The 17,499-nt window shown below is 66.0% G+C and carries 14 protein-coding genes; 9 read left to right on the top strand and 5 right to left on the bottom strand.

Annotated features, from left to right (window positions below; genetic code table 11):
• The 4 genes from glgA to VG320_RS23010 form a co-directional block, all read left to right on the top strand.
• Nucleotides 1-1,464, top strand: a 1,464-nt coding sequence (gene glgA / locus VG320_RS23025) for a glycogen synthase GlgA (protein ID WP_327202376.1), incomplete at its 5' end; no start/stop codon positions are given.
• A gap of 55 nt (nucleotides 1,465-1,519) precedes the next feature.
• On the top strand, nucleotides 1,520-3,700 hold the full coding sequence (glgX, locus tag VG320_RS23020; RefSeq protein WP_327202375.1) for a glycogen debranching protein GlgX: 2,181 nt from the start codon (nucleotides 1,520-1,522) through the stop codon (nucleotides 3,698-3,700).
• Nucleotides 3,701-3,839: 139 nt separating this feature from the next.
• Nucleotides 3,840-6,272, top strand: coding sequence for an ATP-binding protein (locus VG320_RS23015; protein WP_327202374.1), 2,433 nt, complete (start codon nucleotides 3,840-3,842; stop codon nucleotides 6,270-6,272).
• 66 nt (nucleotides 6,273-6,338) lie between these two features.
• Nucleotides 6,339-6,776 carry a response regulator gene (locus VG320_RS23010; RefSeq protein ID WP_327202373.1) on the top strand — a complete coding sequence of 146 codons (438 nt, stop codon included), beginning with the start codon at nucleotides 6,339-6,341 and terminating at the stop codon, nucleotides 6,774-6,776.
• A gap of 45 nt (nucleotides 6,777-6,821) precedes the next feature.
• On the opposite strand, the gene VG320_RS23005 is transcribed toward VG320_RS23010, so the two are convergent.
• The 5 genes from VG320_RS23005 to VG320_RS22985 all read right to left on the bottom strand — a co-directional run bounded on the left by VG320_RS23005 (nucleotide 6,822) and on the right by VG320_RS22985 (nucleotide 12,558).
• On the bottom strand, nucleotides 6,822-7,544 hold the full coding sequence (locus tag VG320_RS23005) for a hypothetical protein (RefSeq protein WP_327202372.1): 723 nt from the start codon (nucleotides 7,542-7,544) through the stop codon (nucleotides 6,822-6,824).
• Entirely contained in the window at nucleotides 7,541-7,912 is a 372-nt protein-coding gene (locus VG320_RS23000; RefSeq protein ID WP_327202371.1) for a nucleotide pyrophosphohydrolase, read from the bottom strand. Before VG320_RS23000 ends, VG320_RS23005 begins: the two co-directional genes overlap by 4 nt.
• Nucleotides 7,913-7,988: 76 nt before the next feature.
• Nucleotides 7,989-9,701 carry a sensor histidine kinase gene (locus tag VG320_RS22995; protein WP_327202370.1) on the bottom strand — a complete coding sequence of 571 codons (1,713 nt, stop codon included), beginning with the start codon at nucleotides 9,699-9,701 and terminating at the stop codon, nucleotides 7,989-7,991.
• Nucleotides 9,702-9,722: 21 nt separating this feature from the next.
• Complete coding sequence (locus VG320_RS22990) at nucleotides 9,723-10,370, bottom strand: biliverdin-producing heme oxygenase (RefSeq protein ID WP_327202369.1); 648 nt, start codon at nucleotides 10,368-10,370, stop codon at nucleotides 9,723-9,725.
• A gap of 310 nt (nucleotides 10,371-10,680) precedes the next feature.
• Nucleotides 10,681-12,558 carry a sensor domain-containing diguanylate cyclase gene (locus VG320_RS22985; RefSeq protein ID WP_327202368.1) on the bottom strand — a complete coding sequence of 626 codons (1,878 nt, stop codon included), beginning with the start codon at nucleotides 12,556-12,558 and terminating at the stop codon, nucleotides 10,681-10,683.
• A 658-nt stretch (nucleotides 12,559-13,216) separates the two neighbouring features.
• Between VG320_RS22985 and motA the strand changes: the two genes are divergently transcribed.
• The 5 genes from motA to VG320_RS22960 all read left to right on the top strand — a co-directional run.
• A complete protein-coding gene (gene motA, locus VG320_RS22980) occupies nucleotides 13,217-14,086 on the top strand; it encodes a flagellar motor stator protein MotA (RefSeq protein WP_327202367.1) in 870 nt (289 codons plus the stop codon).
• A gap of 39 nt (nucleotides 14,087-14,125) precedes the next feature.
• A complete protein-coding gene (motB, locus tag VG320_RS22975) occupies nucleotides 14,126-15,163 on the top strand; it encodes a flagellar motor protein MotB (protein ID WP_327202366.1) in 1,038 nt (345 codons plus the stop codon).
• Nucleotides 15,164-15,236: 73 nt separating this feature from the next.
• Nucleotides 15,237-15,488: a hypothetical protein gene (locus VG320_RS22970; protein WP_327202377.1), complete on the top strand. Its 252-nt coding sequence runs from the start codon at nucleotides 15,237-15,239 to the stop codon at nucleotides 15,486-15,488.
• Between the two features lie 123 nt (nucleotides 15,489-15,611).
• The gene (locus VG320_RS22965; protein ID WP_327202365.1) at nucleotides 15,612-16,088 is read left to right on the top strand and encodes a PRC-barrel domain-containing protein; all 477 of its coding nucleotides are present in this window, start codon (nucleotides 15,612-15,614) and stop codon (nucleotides 16,086-16,088) included.
• Between the two features lie 222 nt (nucleotides 16,089-16,310).
• The coding region (locus VG320_RS22960; protein WP_327202364.1) for a hybrid sensor histidine kinase/response regulator at nucleotides 16,311-17,499 on the top strand (1,189 nt) is incomplete at its 3' end.

Here is a 17,499-nt window from a genome sequence, read left to right as displayed (position 1 = left end):
CCAGGTTACGAATGTGCGTTCGAGCGCGTGATCGCGCCCACGCCGCTGGGCTATATCCGCGATCTGCCCGGCGGCGACGCGCGGCTGTGGCGGGCCGCGATGCCCGACTCCGACGTCCCGGTCCTGCTGCTGCAGATGGATCATCTGTTCGCCGGGCGCGGCAGCGGTCTCTATCAGGACGAATGCGGGCGTGACTATATCGACAACTTCGCGCGCTTTGCCTCGCTCTCGGCGGCGGCTGCGCGCATCGCCATCGGCGTGCGCGGCGTCAAGCGTCCGCGCATCGTGCACGCGCACGACTGGCACGCGGGCCTCACGCCGCTTCTGATGAAACTCGCGGGCGCTTCGGCGCGCAGCGTGTTTACGATCCACAATCTGGCGTTCCAGGGCAACTATCCGCTGGGCCTCGCGCCCTATGCGGGCATTCCGTCCGAGTTGCTGGCGCCCGCGCCGCGCGAGCCGCGCAGCATCGAGTTCTACGACACGCTGAGTTTCATGAAAGCGGCCATCGTTCATGCCGACGGCCTCAACGCCGTAAGCGAGCGCTATGCGCGCGAGATCCTCACGCCGCAGTTCGGCAACCGCATGGACGGCGTGCTGGCCGCGCACGCCCACAAGCTCTCGGGCATCGTCAACGGTATCGACGATGTCCTCTGGGACCCGCGCAACGACACCGTGATCGCGCAGCCCTACGGTCCCGACGATCTCGCGGGCAAACATGCCTGTAAGAAGGCACTGCAACAAAGTTACGGACTGCATATCGATCCATTTGCGCCGCTGGTGGCGATCGGCAGCCGCTTGAGCACGCAAAAGCTCGCCGATGTCGTTTGCGAAGCGCTGCCCGCCGCACTCGCGCGCTGGCCGCGCGTGCAGTTCGCCGTGCTCGGTCAGGGCGACGCCGCCATCGAGCAATCCCTGCGCGCGCTCGCCGCCGCGTGGCCGGGGAGGCTGGGCGTGCATATCGGCTATGACGAGGCACGCGCGCATCGCCTGCACGCGGGCGCCGATATCCTGCTGCACGCCAGCCGTTTCGAGCCTTGCGGTCTCACGCAGCTTTACGCCATGCGCTACGGCACGATTCCTGTGGCCTCGCGCGTGGGTGGTCTCGCCGATACGATCGTCGATTGCGCGCCGTTCGCGCAGGGGCAGTCGGTGGGTCATGCCACGGGCTTCCTGTTCGACGGCGAGCGCGCGAGCGACCTCTTCCACGCGTTGGGCCGCGCCTTTGGCGCCTTCGCGCAACCCACCGGCTGGCGTGCGCTCCAGCGCAACGCGATGCTGCGCGACTCGAGCTGGGACGCGCCCGCCGCGCGCTATCACGATCTGTACCGTGCGCTCACCGGCCTGCAAAACGCAACGCCCACTCGCGCACCGCGCCATGCGAACGCGGCGCCCCAGGCGCGCCGCGCGCGAACGGCGCAGCGCCAACGCCGCGCGCTCGCCGACTTGCGGCGCAGTGCATGAAGCCCGGCCGCATGAACGCGCCGCGCGCCCCACGATCCAGCCACTGCGAGACCCCATGAGCAAAAAGACCGCCACCCGCATCGCCGAAGGCCAGCCGTTTCCGCATGGCGCCACCTGGACCGGGCGCGGCGTGAATTTCGCGCTGTTCTCGGCAAACGCGAAGAAAGTCGAGTTGTGCCTGTTCGACAAGACCGGCCTGCGCGAACTCGAGCGCATCGAACTGCCCGAATATACCGACGAAATCTTCCACGTCTTCCTGCCCGATCTCGAACCGGGCGCGATCTACGGCTACCGCGTGCACGGCCCCTATGAGCCGGACGCCGGCCATCGCTTCAATCCCAACAAGCTGCTGCTCGACCCCTACGCGAAGGCGCACGTGGGCACGCTCAAGTGGCACCCGGCGGTATTCGGCTACACGCTCGATAGCCCCGACGCCGACCTCTCCTTCGATACCCGCGACAGCGCGCGCTACGTGCCGCGCTGCCGCGTGGTCGACCAGACCTTCAGCTGGCACCATCCCTTGCGCGAGCGCGTGGCGCGCGAACGCGCGATCGTCTATGAAACCCACGTGCGCGGCTACACCATCCGCCATCCCGACGTGCCCGAAGAGGAACGCGGCACCTTTGCGGGCATGGCGAATTCGAAGGTGCTCGACTACATACGGGGATTGGGCGTGACCTCGGTCGAGTTGATGCCCATCCACACCTTCGTCAACGACTCGCATCTGCTCGAACGCGGCCTGACGAACTACTGGGGCTACAACACCATCGGCTTCTTCGCGCCCGATCCGCGCTATTCGGTCGGCGAGCACGGCTCGATCGACGAGTTCAAGAACATGGTGGACCGGCTGCATCAGGCGGGCCTCGAAGTGATCCTCGACGTGGTCTACAACCACACCGCCGAAGGCAGCGAACTGGGCCCGACGCTGTCGTTTCGCGGCATCGACAACGCCTCTTACTACCGGCTCGTCGCCGATAACCCGCGCTATCACATCAACGACACGGGCACCGGCAATACGCTCAATCTCTCGCATCCGCGCGTGCTGCAGATGGTGACGGACAGCCTGCGCTACTGGGTGCTGGAAATGGGCGTTGACGGCTTCCGCTTCGATCTGGCCACGATCCTCGGGCGCGAGCCGTATGGCTTCGACGAAGGCGGTGGCTTTCTCGACAGTTGCCGCCAGGACCCGATTCTCGCCAGCGTGAAGCTGATTGCCGAGCCGTGGGACTGCGGCCCGGGCGGCTATCAGGTGGGCGGCTTCCCGCCGGGCTGGGCCGAATGGAACGACCGCTTTCGCGACACCGTGCGCGGCTGGTGGAAAGGCGACGAAGCCAAGGCAGCCGATCTCGCCACGCGCCTGGCCGCTTCGGGCGACCAGTTCAACCGGCGCGGGCGCCGCCCGTGGTCGAGCGTGAACTTCGTGACGGCGCACGACGGCTTCACGCTGCACGACCTCGTCTCGTACAACGAGCGCCACAACGAGGCCAATGGCGAAGAGAACCGTGACGGTCACTCGGACAATCTCTCCTGGAACTGCGGCGCCGAAGGCCCGACCGACGACGCCGAAATCCGCGCCCTGCGCGAGCGCCAGAAGCGCAACTTTCTCGCCACGCTGCTGCTCGCGCAAGGCACGCCGATGCTGCTCGCGGGTGATGAGTTCGGCCGCACGCAGCGCGGCAACAACAACGCGTACTGCCAGGACAACGAGATCAGCTGGGTGGACTGGGACGGTATCGACGCAGACGGCCATGCGCTTGCCGACTTCGTGCGCAAGCTTACGGCGCTGCGCCACGCGCTGCCGGTGCTGCGCCGCAACCGCTTTCTCACGGGCGAGCACAACGCGACGCTCGATGTCACCGATGTCGAATGGTTTTCGCCCGCGGGCGTGCCGCTCGAAGGCGAGCAATGGGGCGATGCGCAGATGCGATGTTTCGGCATGCTTATCGACGGGCGCTCGCAGACCAGCGGCATCATGCGCCTGGCCTCCGACGCGACCTTGCTGATCGTGCTCAACGCGTATCACGACGTGGTGGACTTCACGCTGCCCTCGGTGCCAGGCAACGATCAATGGAGCTGTCTGATCGACACGAACATGCCGGTGCGCGACGAACTGCCGGAGTTCGAAGCGGGCGACGTCTATCAGGCCACGGGGCGCTCGCTGCTGCTGTTCGCGCTGCACGCGCGCGGCGCGACGCAGCGCGTGTTCGAGCGTCTGGAGGAGAATCTCACGGGTTGAAGGCGTGCTTGATGACGTGATAGCGCCGATGCAGAATCACGCTACATCTCACGCGCCAACCTCGAAGCGCGGCACGCAAATTGCTCCGACACCCAGAATTCGCGTTTAACACTGGCGCGCCCCCCATCACGGAGTATTCATGACCCAACTGGCGCCGCCCCGCGCACACGCCTCACAGGCGGACTGCGCCAGCGAGCCGATCCACGTCCCCGGCAGCATCCAGCCGCACGGGTATCTGCTCAGCCTCGACGACGCTGGCCGCATCGTGCAACTGAGCGCCAACGCGGGCATGCTCGCGGGCACGACGGCTCAGGCGCTGCTCGGCGAACCGCTGGCGCGGCTCATCGGCGCACACGCGGCGCAGGCCACGCTTGCCGCGCTCGCGGAACCTGGCACGGACGGCACGCCGCGACTGGTCGGCGCCATCGCCGATCCGCGCGGCGCCGATAATGCGGGCGGCGGCCCAAACGTGACCGATGCCGCCAATCTCGACGACACCATCGGCGCCCCCGCGTACCCGCCGCTGGCGATCGTCGCGCATCGCTACGACGGCGTCGCCATCGTCGAACTCGAACCGGCGCTGGGCACCGCCGATGTGTTCTCGTCGCTCTATCCGCTCGTGCGCACGTTCCTGCGCGCCCTGCAGGACTGCGCGAGCGTGGACGATCTCGCACGCCTGGCCGCCAGCGAAGTCAAGCGCATCACCGGCTTCGGCCGCACGCTCGTCTACAGCTTCGACGACGAAGGCAACGGCCACGTGATCGCCGAGGCCGTCGATCCGGGCTATGCCTCCTATCTCGACCAGCATTTTCCGGCTTCGGATATCCCCGCCCAGGCGCGCGCGCTCTACGTGCACAACCGCATCCGCCTGATCGCCGATGCCGATTACGCGAGCGTGCCGCTCGTGCCGCCCCTGCATCCGGCCACGGGCCGCGCGACCGATCTCACCTGGGCGTCGCTGCGCAGCGTCTCGCCGGTGCATGTGCAGTACATGAAGAACATGGGCACCTGGTCGTCGATGTCGATGTCGATCGTGGTGGGCGGCCGGCTCTGGGGGCTCATCTCCTGCCATCACGCCAGCGCGCGCGTGCCCGCCTTCGAAGTCCGCGCGGCCTGCGAGCACATCGCGCAGATGCTCTCGCTGCAGATCGAGGCGCGCGAGGACCGCAGCCAGGCCGAATACCGGCTCGAATTGCGCCGCCGTCTTTCGCGTTTGCTCGCGGCGATGGCGAACAGCGAGCACTTCGTGAGCGCGCTACGTGACGAAGCACCCGATCTGCTGGGGCTCGCCAACGCGGCGGGCGCGGCGATCGTGTTCGACGGGCGCATCGTTACCGTGGGCACGACGCCCGAGCCCGCGCAGATCGAACAGATCCTCACCTGGCTCGACGGCCAGAGCAGCGAGATTCACGCCGCCGAACAGTTCGCGGATGCAGCGGGCGTGCCCTTCCATCACGACGCGGCGGGCTTGCTCGCGGTGTCGATCTCGCGGCTCTTTCGCAATTACGTGATCTGGTTTCGCCCCGAGGTCGTGCGCGCGCTCAAGTGGGCAGGCGACCCGCGCGCGAAGCTGGCGGCGCAGGCCAGTTCGCTGTCGCCGCGCGCGAGCTTCGACGTCTGGACCGAGGTGGTGCGCGAGCGCTCGCTGCCGTGGCTGGCCGCCGAACAGGAAATCGCGCTGGAGTTTCGCGCCGCGCTGCTCGACATCGTGTTACGCCGCGCGGAAGAACTCGCGCAGCTCGCGCTCGAACTCGGCCGCGCCAACGAAGAACTCGAAGGCTTCTCCTATACGGTATCGCACGATCTGCGCGCGCCGCTGCGTCATATCGCGGGTTTCGCCGATCTGCTCGCGCAAAGCGAAAGCGCGAATCTGACTACGCGCGGCAAGCATTTCGTCGAGCGCATCGCCGATTCCGCGCGCTTCGGCGGCAAACTCGTGGACGATCTGCTGGCGTTCTCGCAGATGGGCCGCGCCGCGCTTCACAAGCAGCGCGTGGATATGAACCGGCTGGTGAGCGAACTCGTGGCGGACCAGCGGCGCGATCATCCGCAACGCGCGATCGAATGGCGCATCGAGCCGATGCATTCGCTCACGGTCGACCCGGTGCTCATGCATGTGGTGCTGCGCAATCTGATCGACAACGCCGTCAAGTTCACGCGCGACCATGCGAACGCGGACGATCCTGCGATAATTGAAATCGGCTGCCGCGCCGGTGAGAGCGATACGCCGCTGGCCGATCACGACATCGTGTTCGTGAAGGACAACGGCGTGGGCTTCGATGCACGCTATGTCGCCAAACTGTTCGGCGTGTTCCAGCGCCTGCATCGCTTCGAGGACTTCGAAGGCACGGGCATCGGACTGGCGAGCGTCAAGCGCATCGTCGAGCGTCATGGCGGTCACGCTTGGGCGGACGGCAAACTCGATGTGGGCACAACGGTTTCGTTCGCGATTCCGCGCACCGTCGACGCGCCGCCAGCGCTCAATGGCGAATCCGCAGCAGCAGCCGTTGCGCGGCTCGCGTCGGTATCGCCCGACACGCAGCCGTTCAGGAATGTGCGCAAGCCGGAGTGAGCGCAACAAGCTTCAGGTTATTCAGGTCATTACGCGCGTTAAGCGCGGTAGAAGAAGGAAACTGTCGTGTTGAGACCCATCCTGCTGGTGGAAGACAATCCCAACGATATCGAGCTGACGTTGATCGCGCTCGAAAAGGCCCGGCTCGCGAATCCGGTAGTGGCGCTGCGCGACGGCGCGGAAGCGCTCGACTATCTGCGCCGCGAAGGTCAATGGGCCGAGCGCGCCGATGAAAACCCCGCCGTGATCCTGCTCGACAAAAAGCTACCGAAGCTCGACGGGCATGAAGTGCTCAAGGTCGTGCGCGAAGACGAGCGGCTCAGGCGCATTCCCGTCGTCATGCTTACGTCGTCGCGCGAAGAAAAGGATCTGCTGCGCAGCTACGATCTGGGCGTCAATGCCTATGTGGTGAAGCCCGTTGAATTCGACGACTTCATGGACGCCATCAACGATCTGGGTGTGTTCTGGGCCGTGCTCAACGAGCCGCCGCCTTATAGTCGATAAGAAGTCGATAAAAGCGAGTCGATAAAAGCGCGCAGATAAAACCGCTCATTGCTTCAGAAAGAGGCCCGCGCCGTCCACGCGCACGTTCGATTCGACATGCGGGCGCGCGAGCAGCGCGTCCAGAACAGTGCGATCGGGCGCCGTCGTCGTGAAGGATTCTCCCGGTGCGAATTCCAGACGCCAGAGCACCGGCCCGCGTCCTTGTGCATCGACGCTAATGCGCCTGAGCGTGTCGAGCGCATACGCCCGTTCGTGCCAGTCGAACAGCCCGCGCGTATAAAGCGCATCGTGCGTGACGATCTCGTAGCGGCGCAGAAAAGGCGCGCAGAGCACGCAGAACACTGCCGTTACCACTAGCCCCTGCCGCACGGCGCACCACGCGATCTCGCGCGGTGAGCGCTGGATCTGGCGTTGGGGCCGTTTGCGTTTGCGCCCGCGCACGCGGCGCCAGTCGTCGAGCGCATTGGAGAGCACCACGGCGCAGGCCAGCGCCCAGAACAGGATGAAGAAGCCGAGCGGCGCGTCCATCAGCGGCACCGAAAACGCGCCCTGCCAGCTACGCGGAAAATCGGCGAGCGAAGCATTCGCAATGAAATCGAGGCTGCGATACGTGCCGCGTGGGTGCGCAATGAAAAGCCACGCGCCCACGCGCTGCAACGCGATCAAAAACGGCCAGCAAAGCAGCGCCGCGGCGAGCCACGCAAACGCCACGATGGCCGCGCCGGCAATCCAGCGGCCCACGCCGGAAAAGCGGCCCCTGCGCCTCAAAGCTCGCTGTGCTTCTTCGCGTTGCCGCGCGCCTTGTCGGCGGGATAGCGCGTCTCGTTCACGCGCACCTTGTCGGCGGCCGCCTTCACGAGATCGAAGCCCGCGGTGTGCGCCACCAGCAGCAGATAGATGAACACATCGGCGCATTCCTGTTCGAGATGCGCGCGGCCCTGCTGATCGGCGAGCATCGCGGCGATCTGCGCATCGTCCTTCCACTGGATCGTTTCGAGCAACTCGCCCGCCTCGATGCTGGTCGAGACAATCAGATTGCGCAGCGTATGAAACTGCTGCCAGTCGCGCGCTTCGCGAAACGCGAGCACCTGCTGCATCAGCGCGTCGAGCGGCGTGGATTGCGGGGAATCGGTCATGGCAACCTGCGTGGAGCACAAAGGCCGGATTGTACCGCCCGCTACCGCCCGCTCAAGCGAGCCACGCCGGCACGCGCTAGCGATAGCGCGGCAAACTCACGCGGAACGTCGCGCCCTGGCCTTCACCCGTGCTTTCGGCCCAGATGGTGCCGCCGTGCAGGCGCACGATGCTGCGCGCGAGCCACAAGCCCAGACCCAGGCCCGGTGCGCGGCCATGGCCGTCTGCCTGATAGAAGCGCTCGAAGATGCGCTCCAGCACGTCCGGCGCGATACCGCGTCCGCAGTCGCGCACGCTCAGTTCCGCCGAACCCGCCGTCGCGCCAGCCGCGCGCACGCGCACGACGATCTCGCCCGCCTCACTGAACTTGAGCGCATTGGTCATCAGATTCCAGATCACCTGGCGCAAGCGCTTTTCGTCGGCCATCACAATGCACGAGTCCAGTTCGTCGGCCACGAGGCGCACGCCCTTTTCCTCGATGCGCATGCGCATATCCTCGGCGATATTGCCGGCCAGCGCGCCCAGATCCACCGGCGCCAGCTCGATGGAGAGCTTGCCGGTGGCGATCGCACCGCTGTCGAGCAGATCGTCGACCATCAGCGCGAGCTGGCGGGCGTTGCGCTCGATCACCGTGCCCGCGCGCGCCATGTGCGCGAGGTCGCCAGAGCGCTGCAGCAGCGTCGCCCACGACTGGATCGCGCCAAGCGGCGAGCGCAGTTCGTGGCTCACTGCCGCGACAAAGTGATCCATCGCGCGCGTGGCTTCCTCGCTGCGCTCGCGCGCGGCGCGCTCGGCCACGGCGGCCGCCTGATGCTCCAGCTCCGACTCCTTGCGCATGGAGATATCGAGCGCAAGTCCGATGATCGGCGGCGCGGCGCCGTCTGTCGCGCCGCCGGCTTTAACGCCAGCATTGCCGTGCGGCTCTGCGCCTGGCGCATCGCTGCCGCGCGGACGCGCCGCGCGCAGCAGCACCCAGCGCCGTTCGCGGTTGGGCCAGGTCACGCGAAAGTCCACTTCCACCGGCGCATCGGCAAAACGCGCGGCGTCGAAGGCGTGGCGCACGCGCTCGCGATACTCGACGTCGATCAGCTCGCCGAACAGGCGCGATTCCGTGATGGTCGCGGCAGCCGGCAGGCCCAGCAGCATCTTGAACTGATCGTTGCAGGTGAACACGCCGCTCTGCGGCTGCAACTCCCATGCGCCGACGCTCGCAAACGCCAGCGCGTGCTGCAACTGCTCCTGTTGCAGACGCAACTGTTCGTTGGCCTCTTCCATCAGCACCTGACGCAGGCGCGCCTGCGAGCGCAGCTTGGCGCGCTCGCGCTGCTCGCGCGCTTCTTCCTCCATACGCCGGGTGATGTCGTGCACGCACAGGCCGTACAGGCGCTCGCCGTGCGCAGTGACGATGAGCGTGACGCGCGCCTGCCAGTAGCGCGGCACGAGCGGGCCGTCATCGCCGTCGGCCAGGTCGTAGCGGATCGGCGGCCCAAGGCGGCTCTCGCCGGGCACGCCGTCGCCGAGCATCGAATCGAGCCACTGGCGCCGCGCCTCGCGTTGCGCCGCCGACCCCGCCTGGTTGATCTCGTAGACCGAGCGCCCGAGCACCGCCTCGCGCTCGCTCGACACCAGCGCAAGATAGGCGCGATTCGCGGCCACCACCTGCATGTCGGCGTCGAGCACCAGCCACGCGTCGGGCAACGATTCGAAGATTTCGCCAACCCCAGCGGCGGCCGCCGCAACGCCCGAAGCAGCCGCTCCTGAAGCCGGCAGGTCTGACAAAGGCTCGTACATGATGTCGCTAAAGCGAAGCGCTCAAGCCGTCACGGCACGCGATGCGCTCGATCCGGCAGGCGCGGCTTCGGGCAACAGCGCGATAAGACGGTCGAACGCGGCGCGCGCACCGGCGCAAGCGAGATCGACGTCGCGCGGCGTATGCACGGCGCGGCGCATGGCCGCGACGAAGGCATGCCAGCGCGGGCCGGGAGCATTGCCGTCGCCGCTCAGATAGTCGAGCGGATGCGGCGCGAAGGTGCCCGCATAGCGGCGCAGCAGCACGGCGCCGCCCAGTTGCGAGCCTTCGATGACGTAGCAGGCGCCCCAGCGCCAGGCCGCGCCCGCTTCGAGCGGTGCGAGCGCTTCGGACGCACCGTCCATGGGCGCGCCCGCCATACCGCGCAGGGCCGGATGGGCGAGATCGCGCTCGATCAGTGCAAGACGCGCGCGCGGCGGCAGCAGGGCGGGGTCCTGGGGGCCGTCGGCGAAGCGCTGCAACCAGGCTTCGAGCGGTGCGAGCCAGGCGTGCAGCACCCGCAGATGTTGCTGGTAGTCGCCCAGCGTGGGCGAAGGGACGGCGAGCGGCATGGCGCGCTCGGCGCTTTCGTGGCGCGACGCGGTGGCAAGGCGCAGAGCGCCGAGGACGTCGACGAACGAGGATTCGGCTGCGGATCGAAGTGCGGTCACGGGTCGGGTCCGGGTAAGCAAACGTGCAAACGTACGTAAAAACGGGCCGCGTGCGCGCGGGAAAACGCGCAACGCGTGTCTCTGGTCCCGGTAGTCGTCGAGCATGCGCTCGCGGAATCAGGGCATTATCGCGTTACAGCCGGATTTGCGCACGCCGGCGCCTGAAATCCGCACGGGCGCGATGGGTAAATCGGCCAATCTGTCGCGCGGGCCGCCGCTGCAAAGCGGCTACCAGACCATTGCGGCCGGTATCAGCAGATTCTGTTCCCGGGCCTTGCGTCCGGGCGCATTCCGATGCCTTCGCGTGTCCTTATTGCGCGGCCAGCGCCGACTGCCGCGCCAGCCGCCAGGTATTGCGGCCCGCCCGCTTGGCCTCGTACATGGCCGCATCGGCAAGACTGAGCGGCTCGTCGGGCTGCACGCAGCCGTCCTGATCGCCATCGTGATCGGTTTCCCGAGCGCCGTGCAGCGCCACGCCCACGCTCGCGCTGCATTCGATCACCTGGCCGCCCGCCGCCAGCGGCCGCGCGAGCGACTGGCACAGCGCCTGGGCGATGCGCTCGGCGCTGGCAGGCTCGCTCACGCCGCGGCTCACCACCACGAATTCGTCGCCGCCCAGCCGGCTCACGAAATCGCCCGCACGCACGGTGGCGCCCAGCCGATGCGCCACCTCGCGTAGCAGCGCGTCGCCGGTATCGTGGCCGTAACGGTCGTTGATGCCCTTGAAGCCGTCGAGATCGATAAAGGACAGCGCGAAAGCGCTCGCCTCGGTCAGCGTCGTGCGCAGTTCTTCTTCTAGCGCGCGCCGGTTCGCCAATCCCGTGAGCGGGTCGATCAACGCGTTTTCGCGCAGTTCGCGCTCGGTGCGGCGCTGTTCGGTGACGTCGTGCGACACCACGTAGAAGCCCGTCACCTTGCCTTCGCGCTCGGCGGGAATATAGGTGGTACACCAGACGCGATCTTCATCCGCCCGATAGCGCACTTCGTCGCAGGTCACGCGCTCGCCTGCCAGTGCGCGCATGAAAAACGGCTGCAACTCGTCGAACAGTTCGGGGCGCAGGGTGTCTCGGATGCTCACGCCGCGCAGCGCAGCCGAGGGCTTCGCGAGCACGCGCTTGAAGGTCTCGTTGTTGAACTGGTAACGCAGATCGCGATCCACCGCGGCGATCAGCACGGGCAGATTGTCCGTGATGGTCTGCAGGGCGTCGCGGCTGCGGCGCAGTTCGGCAGTGCGCTCGCGCACCCGCTCCTCCAGTTCGACGTGATAGTTGCGCAGCGCCTCTTCGCTTTTCTTGCGGCTGTCGATGTCCTGCACGGCGGCGATGAAATGCAGCGGCACGCCGGTGGCGTCGCGCAGCAGCGTCACAGCTAGATTGACCCAGATCGCCGTGCCGTCGGGGCGCATGTAGCGCTTTTCGGTCGCGTAGGTGGCCTGCTTGCCGGCCACCAGTTCCGCCGCGAGTGCGAAATCGGAGGCCACATCGGCCGGGTGCGTGACTTCGGCGAAGGTCAGCTTGCGCAGCGTCGCCTCGTCGTAGCCGGTGATTTCGGTGAAGGTCGGGTTGACTTCGAGAAAACGCCCGTCGAGCGCCACCAGCGCGTTGCCGATCGGCGTCTCCTTGAATACGGTCGTGAAGCGCGCCTCGCTGATCGCCAGCGAGCGGCGGTCGCGTTCGTGCGCCGTGCGCGAGCGGATCAACTGGCGGCGCACCTCGAGTTCACGCTCGATCAGTTGTGCGTATTCGGCGAGCGTCTGGGCGTCGCCCGATTCGAAACCGCGTGCCTGCGTGTCGATCAGACAAAGCGTGCCGATCACCTGGCCGTCCGCGAGACGCAGCGGCGCGCCCGCGTAGAAGCGGATAAAGGGCGCGCCCAGCACGAGCGGGTTGTCGAGAAAGCGCTCGTCGTCGCGCGCGTCCTCCACCACCAGCATGCGTTTGCTGAGCACGGCGTGCGCGCAGAACGACATGCTGCGCGGAGTCTCGCAGGCCGCGAGTCCGTGATGCGACTTGAACCACTGCCGATCCTCGTCGACCAGCGACACCAGTACGATCGGCACGCCGAACGCCCGTGCGGCGAGCCGGGCGACGCGGTCGAACGCCTCCTCCGGTTCGGAGTCGAGAATGTCCAGACGTTTGAGCGCCTGCAGGCGCAAGTCCTCGTCGAGAGGGAGCGGTGCGGTAATCATGCGATGGTCCAGCGTCGGTGTATTCGGCGCACGGTGCGGTGCGCTCTTTAGTTCGTTATCAGGCGCTGTAAGTCGTGCTGATCGCCTTGCTCTTGTTTACGGCAGCTTTCCGGAAAATTTGACCCCAGGCTTCGCACTTAACGGAAAACCCTCGGGGCACACGCAAACGTTTTAATTAGCGCACGAACGTGCGTTTGCTGGTCGCTGTGGATTAGGCGGCGCGAATTTGAAACGCCTATCCGGGCCTTGATAACAAGCCATTTCTCGTTGCTTCCACAACCGATCATTACTTCGCATACCGAATTAACATGCAAAAACTGCCTGATCGAACCCCGCAAAAAAAACCTGCGAATGCCTTAAGCAATATGACGCGCCGCCGTAAAGCAGGCCACGGTTCCTTAACAGAAGCATCATGAAATCACCCGAACACGCAGTAAAAATTACTCTACGCACGGCTTTCGCCAGCGCCGCGCGAGTCGCCGGCAGCCACCCGCGCGCAGCCAGCGCAGCCCCGCGCGCGCGCCGTGCCGGGGTGTTGTGCGCGCGCCATGCGGGCGCGGCCACCAACTTCGCGACGCGCCGCCTGCTGGCGCGCCATCGCACTCGCCGCGCCTAGGTCGCGGCGTATCGGTTTGCTTCAATAGACCAGGGAAAAATCATGTTCGTCGCAATCGGCTGGATCGTGGTCCTCGGATCGGTGATCGGGAGTTTCGTGGGCGTGGGCGGCCATCTGCCCGCACTCGTGCAACCGTTCGAACTGCTATGTATTTTTGGCGCGGCACTGGGCGCGTTCGTGGTGAGCAATCCGCGCTCGACGCTCGGCAAGACGCTCAAGGCGCTGCCCACCTGCTTCAAGGGCGGCGGCTATACCAAGGTGCAGTATCTCGAACTCATCGCACTGCTTTATGAGCTGCTTCAGAAGGCACGCAAGGAAGGCATGATGGCGCTCGAAGCCGATATCGAAGCGCCAGAGAGCAGCCCGCTGTTCCAGAAGTACGAACGCGTGCTGGCCGACCATCATCTGCTCGATTTCATCGTCGACTATCTGCGCATGATGTCGAGCGGCAATGTGAATCCCATCGAGATGCAGGACCTGATGGACGAGGAACTGGAGACGCATCATTCCGAAGTCTCGGTCGCGCCCAACGCGATCCAGAAGATGGCCGATGGCCTGCCCGCTTTCGGCATCGTGGCCGCCGTGATGGGCGTCGTGCACACCATGGGGTCGGTCGGCCAGCCGCCCGCCGTGCTCGGCGAGATGATTGCCGGGGCGCTGGTGGGCACCTTCCTCGGGATTCTGCTGGCCTATGGCTTTGTCGGCCCGCTCGCCGATCTGCTCAACGCCAAGGGCCGCGCCGCCTCTAAACCGTTCCAGTGCGTGAAGGCCGTGCTGCTTGCCTCGCTGGCGGGCTATGCGCCGCCCGTGGCGGTGGAATTCGGCCGCAAGGTGCTGTTTACGGCCGATCGCCCGAGCTTTAAGGAACTGGACGAAACGGTGCGCGCGACCAAGACCCCGAAGGCCGCTTAAAAGAAACGCGAAATTCAGGAGAACATTAAGGAGAACAACATGGCAGAACGACCGCGCGGCGCGCAGGACAGCCAGAGCAGCAAGCCCCCGGTCATCGTGCGCCGTGTGAAAAAAGGGGGCCATGAAGGCCATCACGGCGGCGCGTGGAAGATCGCCTATGCCGACTTCGTGACGGCGATGATGGCGTTCTTCCTCCTCATGTGGCTGCTGGGATCGACGTCGCAATACGACCGCGACGGCATCGAGAAGTACTTCAACACGCCGCTTTCAAGCATGCTGGGCGGCAAGCCTAATTCGGCGAATCCGAGTCCCAGCATCATCAACGGCGGCGGCCACGATCTGTCGAACAAGCTGCCCGCTGTGGGCGGCGCGAACGCGCAACCGGCCGCCACGCGCGCAGTGTCGCTCGCGCAGGGCGAGAACGCCGACAAGACGCGCCTTGCCGAGCTGAAGGCGCGGCTTTCGGCGCTGATCGAGCAGAAGCCCGCGCTCAGCGCATTCAAGGACCAGATCCGCGTGACCATCACGGACGAGGGCCTGCGCATCGAGGTCGTCGATTCGCTCAAGCGCCCGATGTTCGCCACCGGCAGCGCGAAGCTGGAGGACTACGCTTACGCGATTCTCGTCGAGATCGGCAGCGCGCTAAACGATGTGGACAGCGGCGTGTCGATCGCCGGGCATACGGATTCGGTGCCCTATTCGGGCGGTCTTGCGGGCTACTCGAACTGGGAGCTGTCGAGCGAGCGCGCCAACGCCGCGCGCCGCGCGCTGGTGGCGGGCCATCTGCGCGAGGACCGGTTGTTGCAGGTACGCGGGCTGGCCGACGTGCTGCCGCTCGACAAAGGCGACGCCGATAGCGCGCTGAACCGGCGCATCAGCATCCTCGTGATGAACAAGGCCGCGGAGCGCGCGTTCTTCCAGAACGCCGGGCGTCTGAGCGCGGGCGGGGCGAGTAATCCGGCTACAGGCGCAGGCACAAATCCGGGCACAAGCGCGAGTACGAATGTGGTCCCAGCCGCAGGCATCACGGTCGGCACCAACGCAGCGCCCAGCGCAAAAGCCAAAGCGGCTTCATAGGGCGGGCTCAGTCTTTGCGGAGGTCCATGGCATCGGCCGGGTAGGTCCGGCGGATTTCAGAGGGAGCAACGCCATGAACACCAACGCAGAGCAGCAAACCCAGGAAAAAGCGCAGGAAAAGCCGCAAGGCGAACAGCACGAAGCGCAGGAAGAAAAAAGCAGCGAAACCCAAGCGCACGAAGAAGCGCTGCGTCATCCCAAGCCCGCGCAACACAACGACGACGAGCGCAGCAAGATGCCCGAGCGTCACGACGAAAACCGCAAGCAGTCGCCCGCCGACCGTCCGGGCAAGCAGTCGGGCGAAGGCGAAACGCCGGTCGGCTGAGCGTTCTCCGTAATCCTCCATCTCCAGTCCTTGCGGCACGCACATTGCGCTAGAGCAGGCACAGCGGCCGGGCCACGGCGGTCCGGCCGGACTCAACGGAGTGCCTCACGCAAGGAGATGGACATGCCTACCTTTACTCCCAATCCCATGCCCACCGGCAATGGCGCGCGCATCGTCGGCAAAGGCGCATCCACGGCGGCGGGCCCCGGCCCCGATGTCATGGCCGCCAGCACGCTCGACAGCGACAAGATCCTTAGTTCGGATGGCGAAGAAATCGGCAAGATCAAGGACATCATGCTGGACGTGCAAAGCGGCCGCATCGCCTACGCCGTGATGTCGAGCGGCGGTTTTCTCGGCATCGGCGACAAGCTGCTGGCGATTCCCTGGAATGCCCTGACGCTCGACACCAGCCGCAAGTGCTTCCTGCTCAATGTGTCGGCGGAACGCGTGCGCAGCGCGCCGGGATTCGACAAGGATCAGTGGCCGTCGATGGCTGACGCCAAGTGGGGCAGCACCGTCCACGCGTACTACGGCAGCGAGCCGTACTGGGAAGGCGTCGACCCCGTCGTGCCCCCGCGCGACGATCTGGGGCGCCGTTAATCACGGATGAATCGCGCAGGATCCGTGGGCAGCCATGCCGCCCCCTGAACGGGGTGACATGGCGTCAGGTCGCGGCACCAGGCGCGCGCCAGGCTATCATTCAAGTCAATATCTGGCCTCGCCGCTCATCCGATTCGTCACGCATAAAACCCCTTGAAAAGCGGTTGGGCGAGTCCGGTGCGGCAAGGCGCCTCTGACACACGCTCATCGACCGGGACCACGATGACCCAGCCTTCCGCTGCGCCGCCTTCCATACTTTTCGTCGACGACGACGAGTTGTCGCGCGTCCATTTCGAACGGGCAATCGACGGGACGTGGCCCGTTCTTCTCGCACGCAACGCCGACGAAGCGATGTCGATCCTCGCGCGCTATCACGCCCAGATTGCCGTGCTGGTCACCGACTTCCGCATGCCCACCGACGACGGCGCGAGCCTGCTTGGCGAAGCCGCGCGGCGTTATCCGCACATTGTCGGCATCCTCGTGACGGCCTATGCGGACAAGGACATGCTGCTGCAAACGGTGAATTCGGGAAACGTGTTCCGCGTGCTGGAAAAGCCGCTGCGCGTGAGCGCGATTCGCGGCGTGGTGCGCGAGGCGTTGTCCCGTCATGGCGAGCGCGAAGCTCATCAGCAGCGCCTGCTGGCGATGAACGAGACGCTGGCGTTTCTCGCCCACGAGTTGAATACGCCGCTCGCGACCATTGCGCTGTCTGCGGGCAACGTGCAGAACAATGTCGCCGATCTGGGCGCGCCCGCAGCTCAGGCTGACGTCCAGCAGAATATCGCCCAGGCGGCGACCTTGATGCTGAATAACGCGCAATACTGCATGGCGCTGATCTCGTCGTTCTGGGACACGCTCAACAAGAGCGCGAGCAGCTCGGCGCTCGCGCCGGAAGCCGGGCGCGATACGACCGCAGCCAAACTCGTCGCCGCAGTGCTCGATAGCTGGCCGTTTGCGGGATCGCAGCGCGACTGGATCAGCGTGGAGACGCGGTCGGACTTCGTTGTCCACACGATGCCCAACTGCGTGGTGCTGGTGTTGTCCTCGTTGCTGGCCAACGCGTTACGCGCGCTCTCAAAGACCGAAGCACCGGCGTTGCGCATTGAGATCGTCGGCGGCGCAGTACCCGAGATCCGCGTGCACGACAACGGCACGGGCATCCCGCCCGAGATCCAGGCGCGTCTGCTGCGCGACCCCGTGACCACGCATGCGCAGGACGGCGGTCACGGCATGGGGATGATTTTCTGCAACCGCGTCATGCGCTCCTTGCGCGGCAGCCTGAAGATCGACTCCACATGGGGCGAAGGCACGACGGTGACGATGTGCTTCGGCGAGCACGACGCGGCCGCGCCCAAGCCGCTTCAATCGTCGGCGAACGTGCGCCGCGAGTCGCCGAATCCCGTCACCACGA

Origin of the sequence: Paraburkholderia sp., assembly GCF_035948235.1 — a bacterium.
Taxonomy (GTDB): domain Bacteria; phylum Pseudomonadota; class Gammaproteobacteria; order Burkholderiales; family Burkholderiaceae; genus Paraburkholderia.
This window is presented reverse-complemented; position numbering and strand designations above follow the sequence as displayed.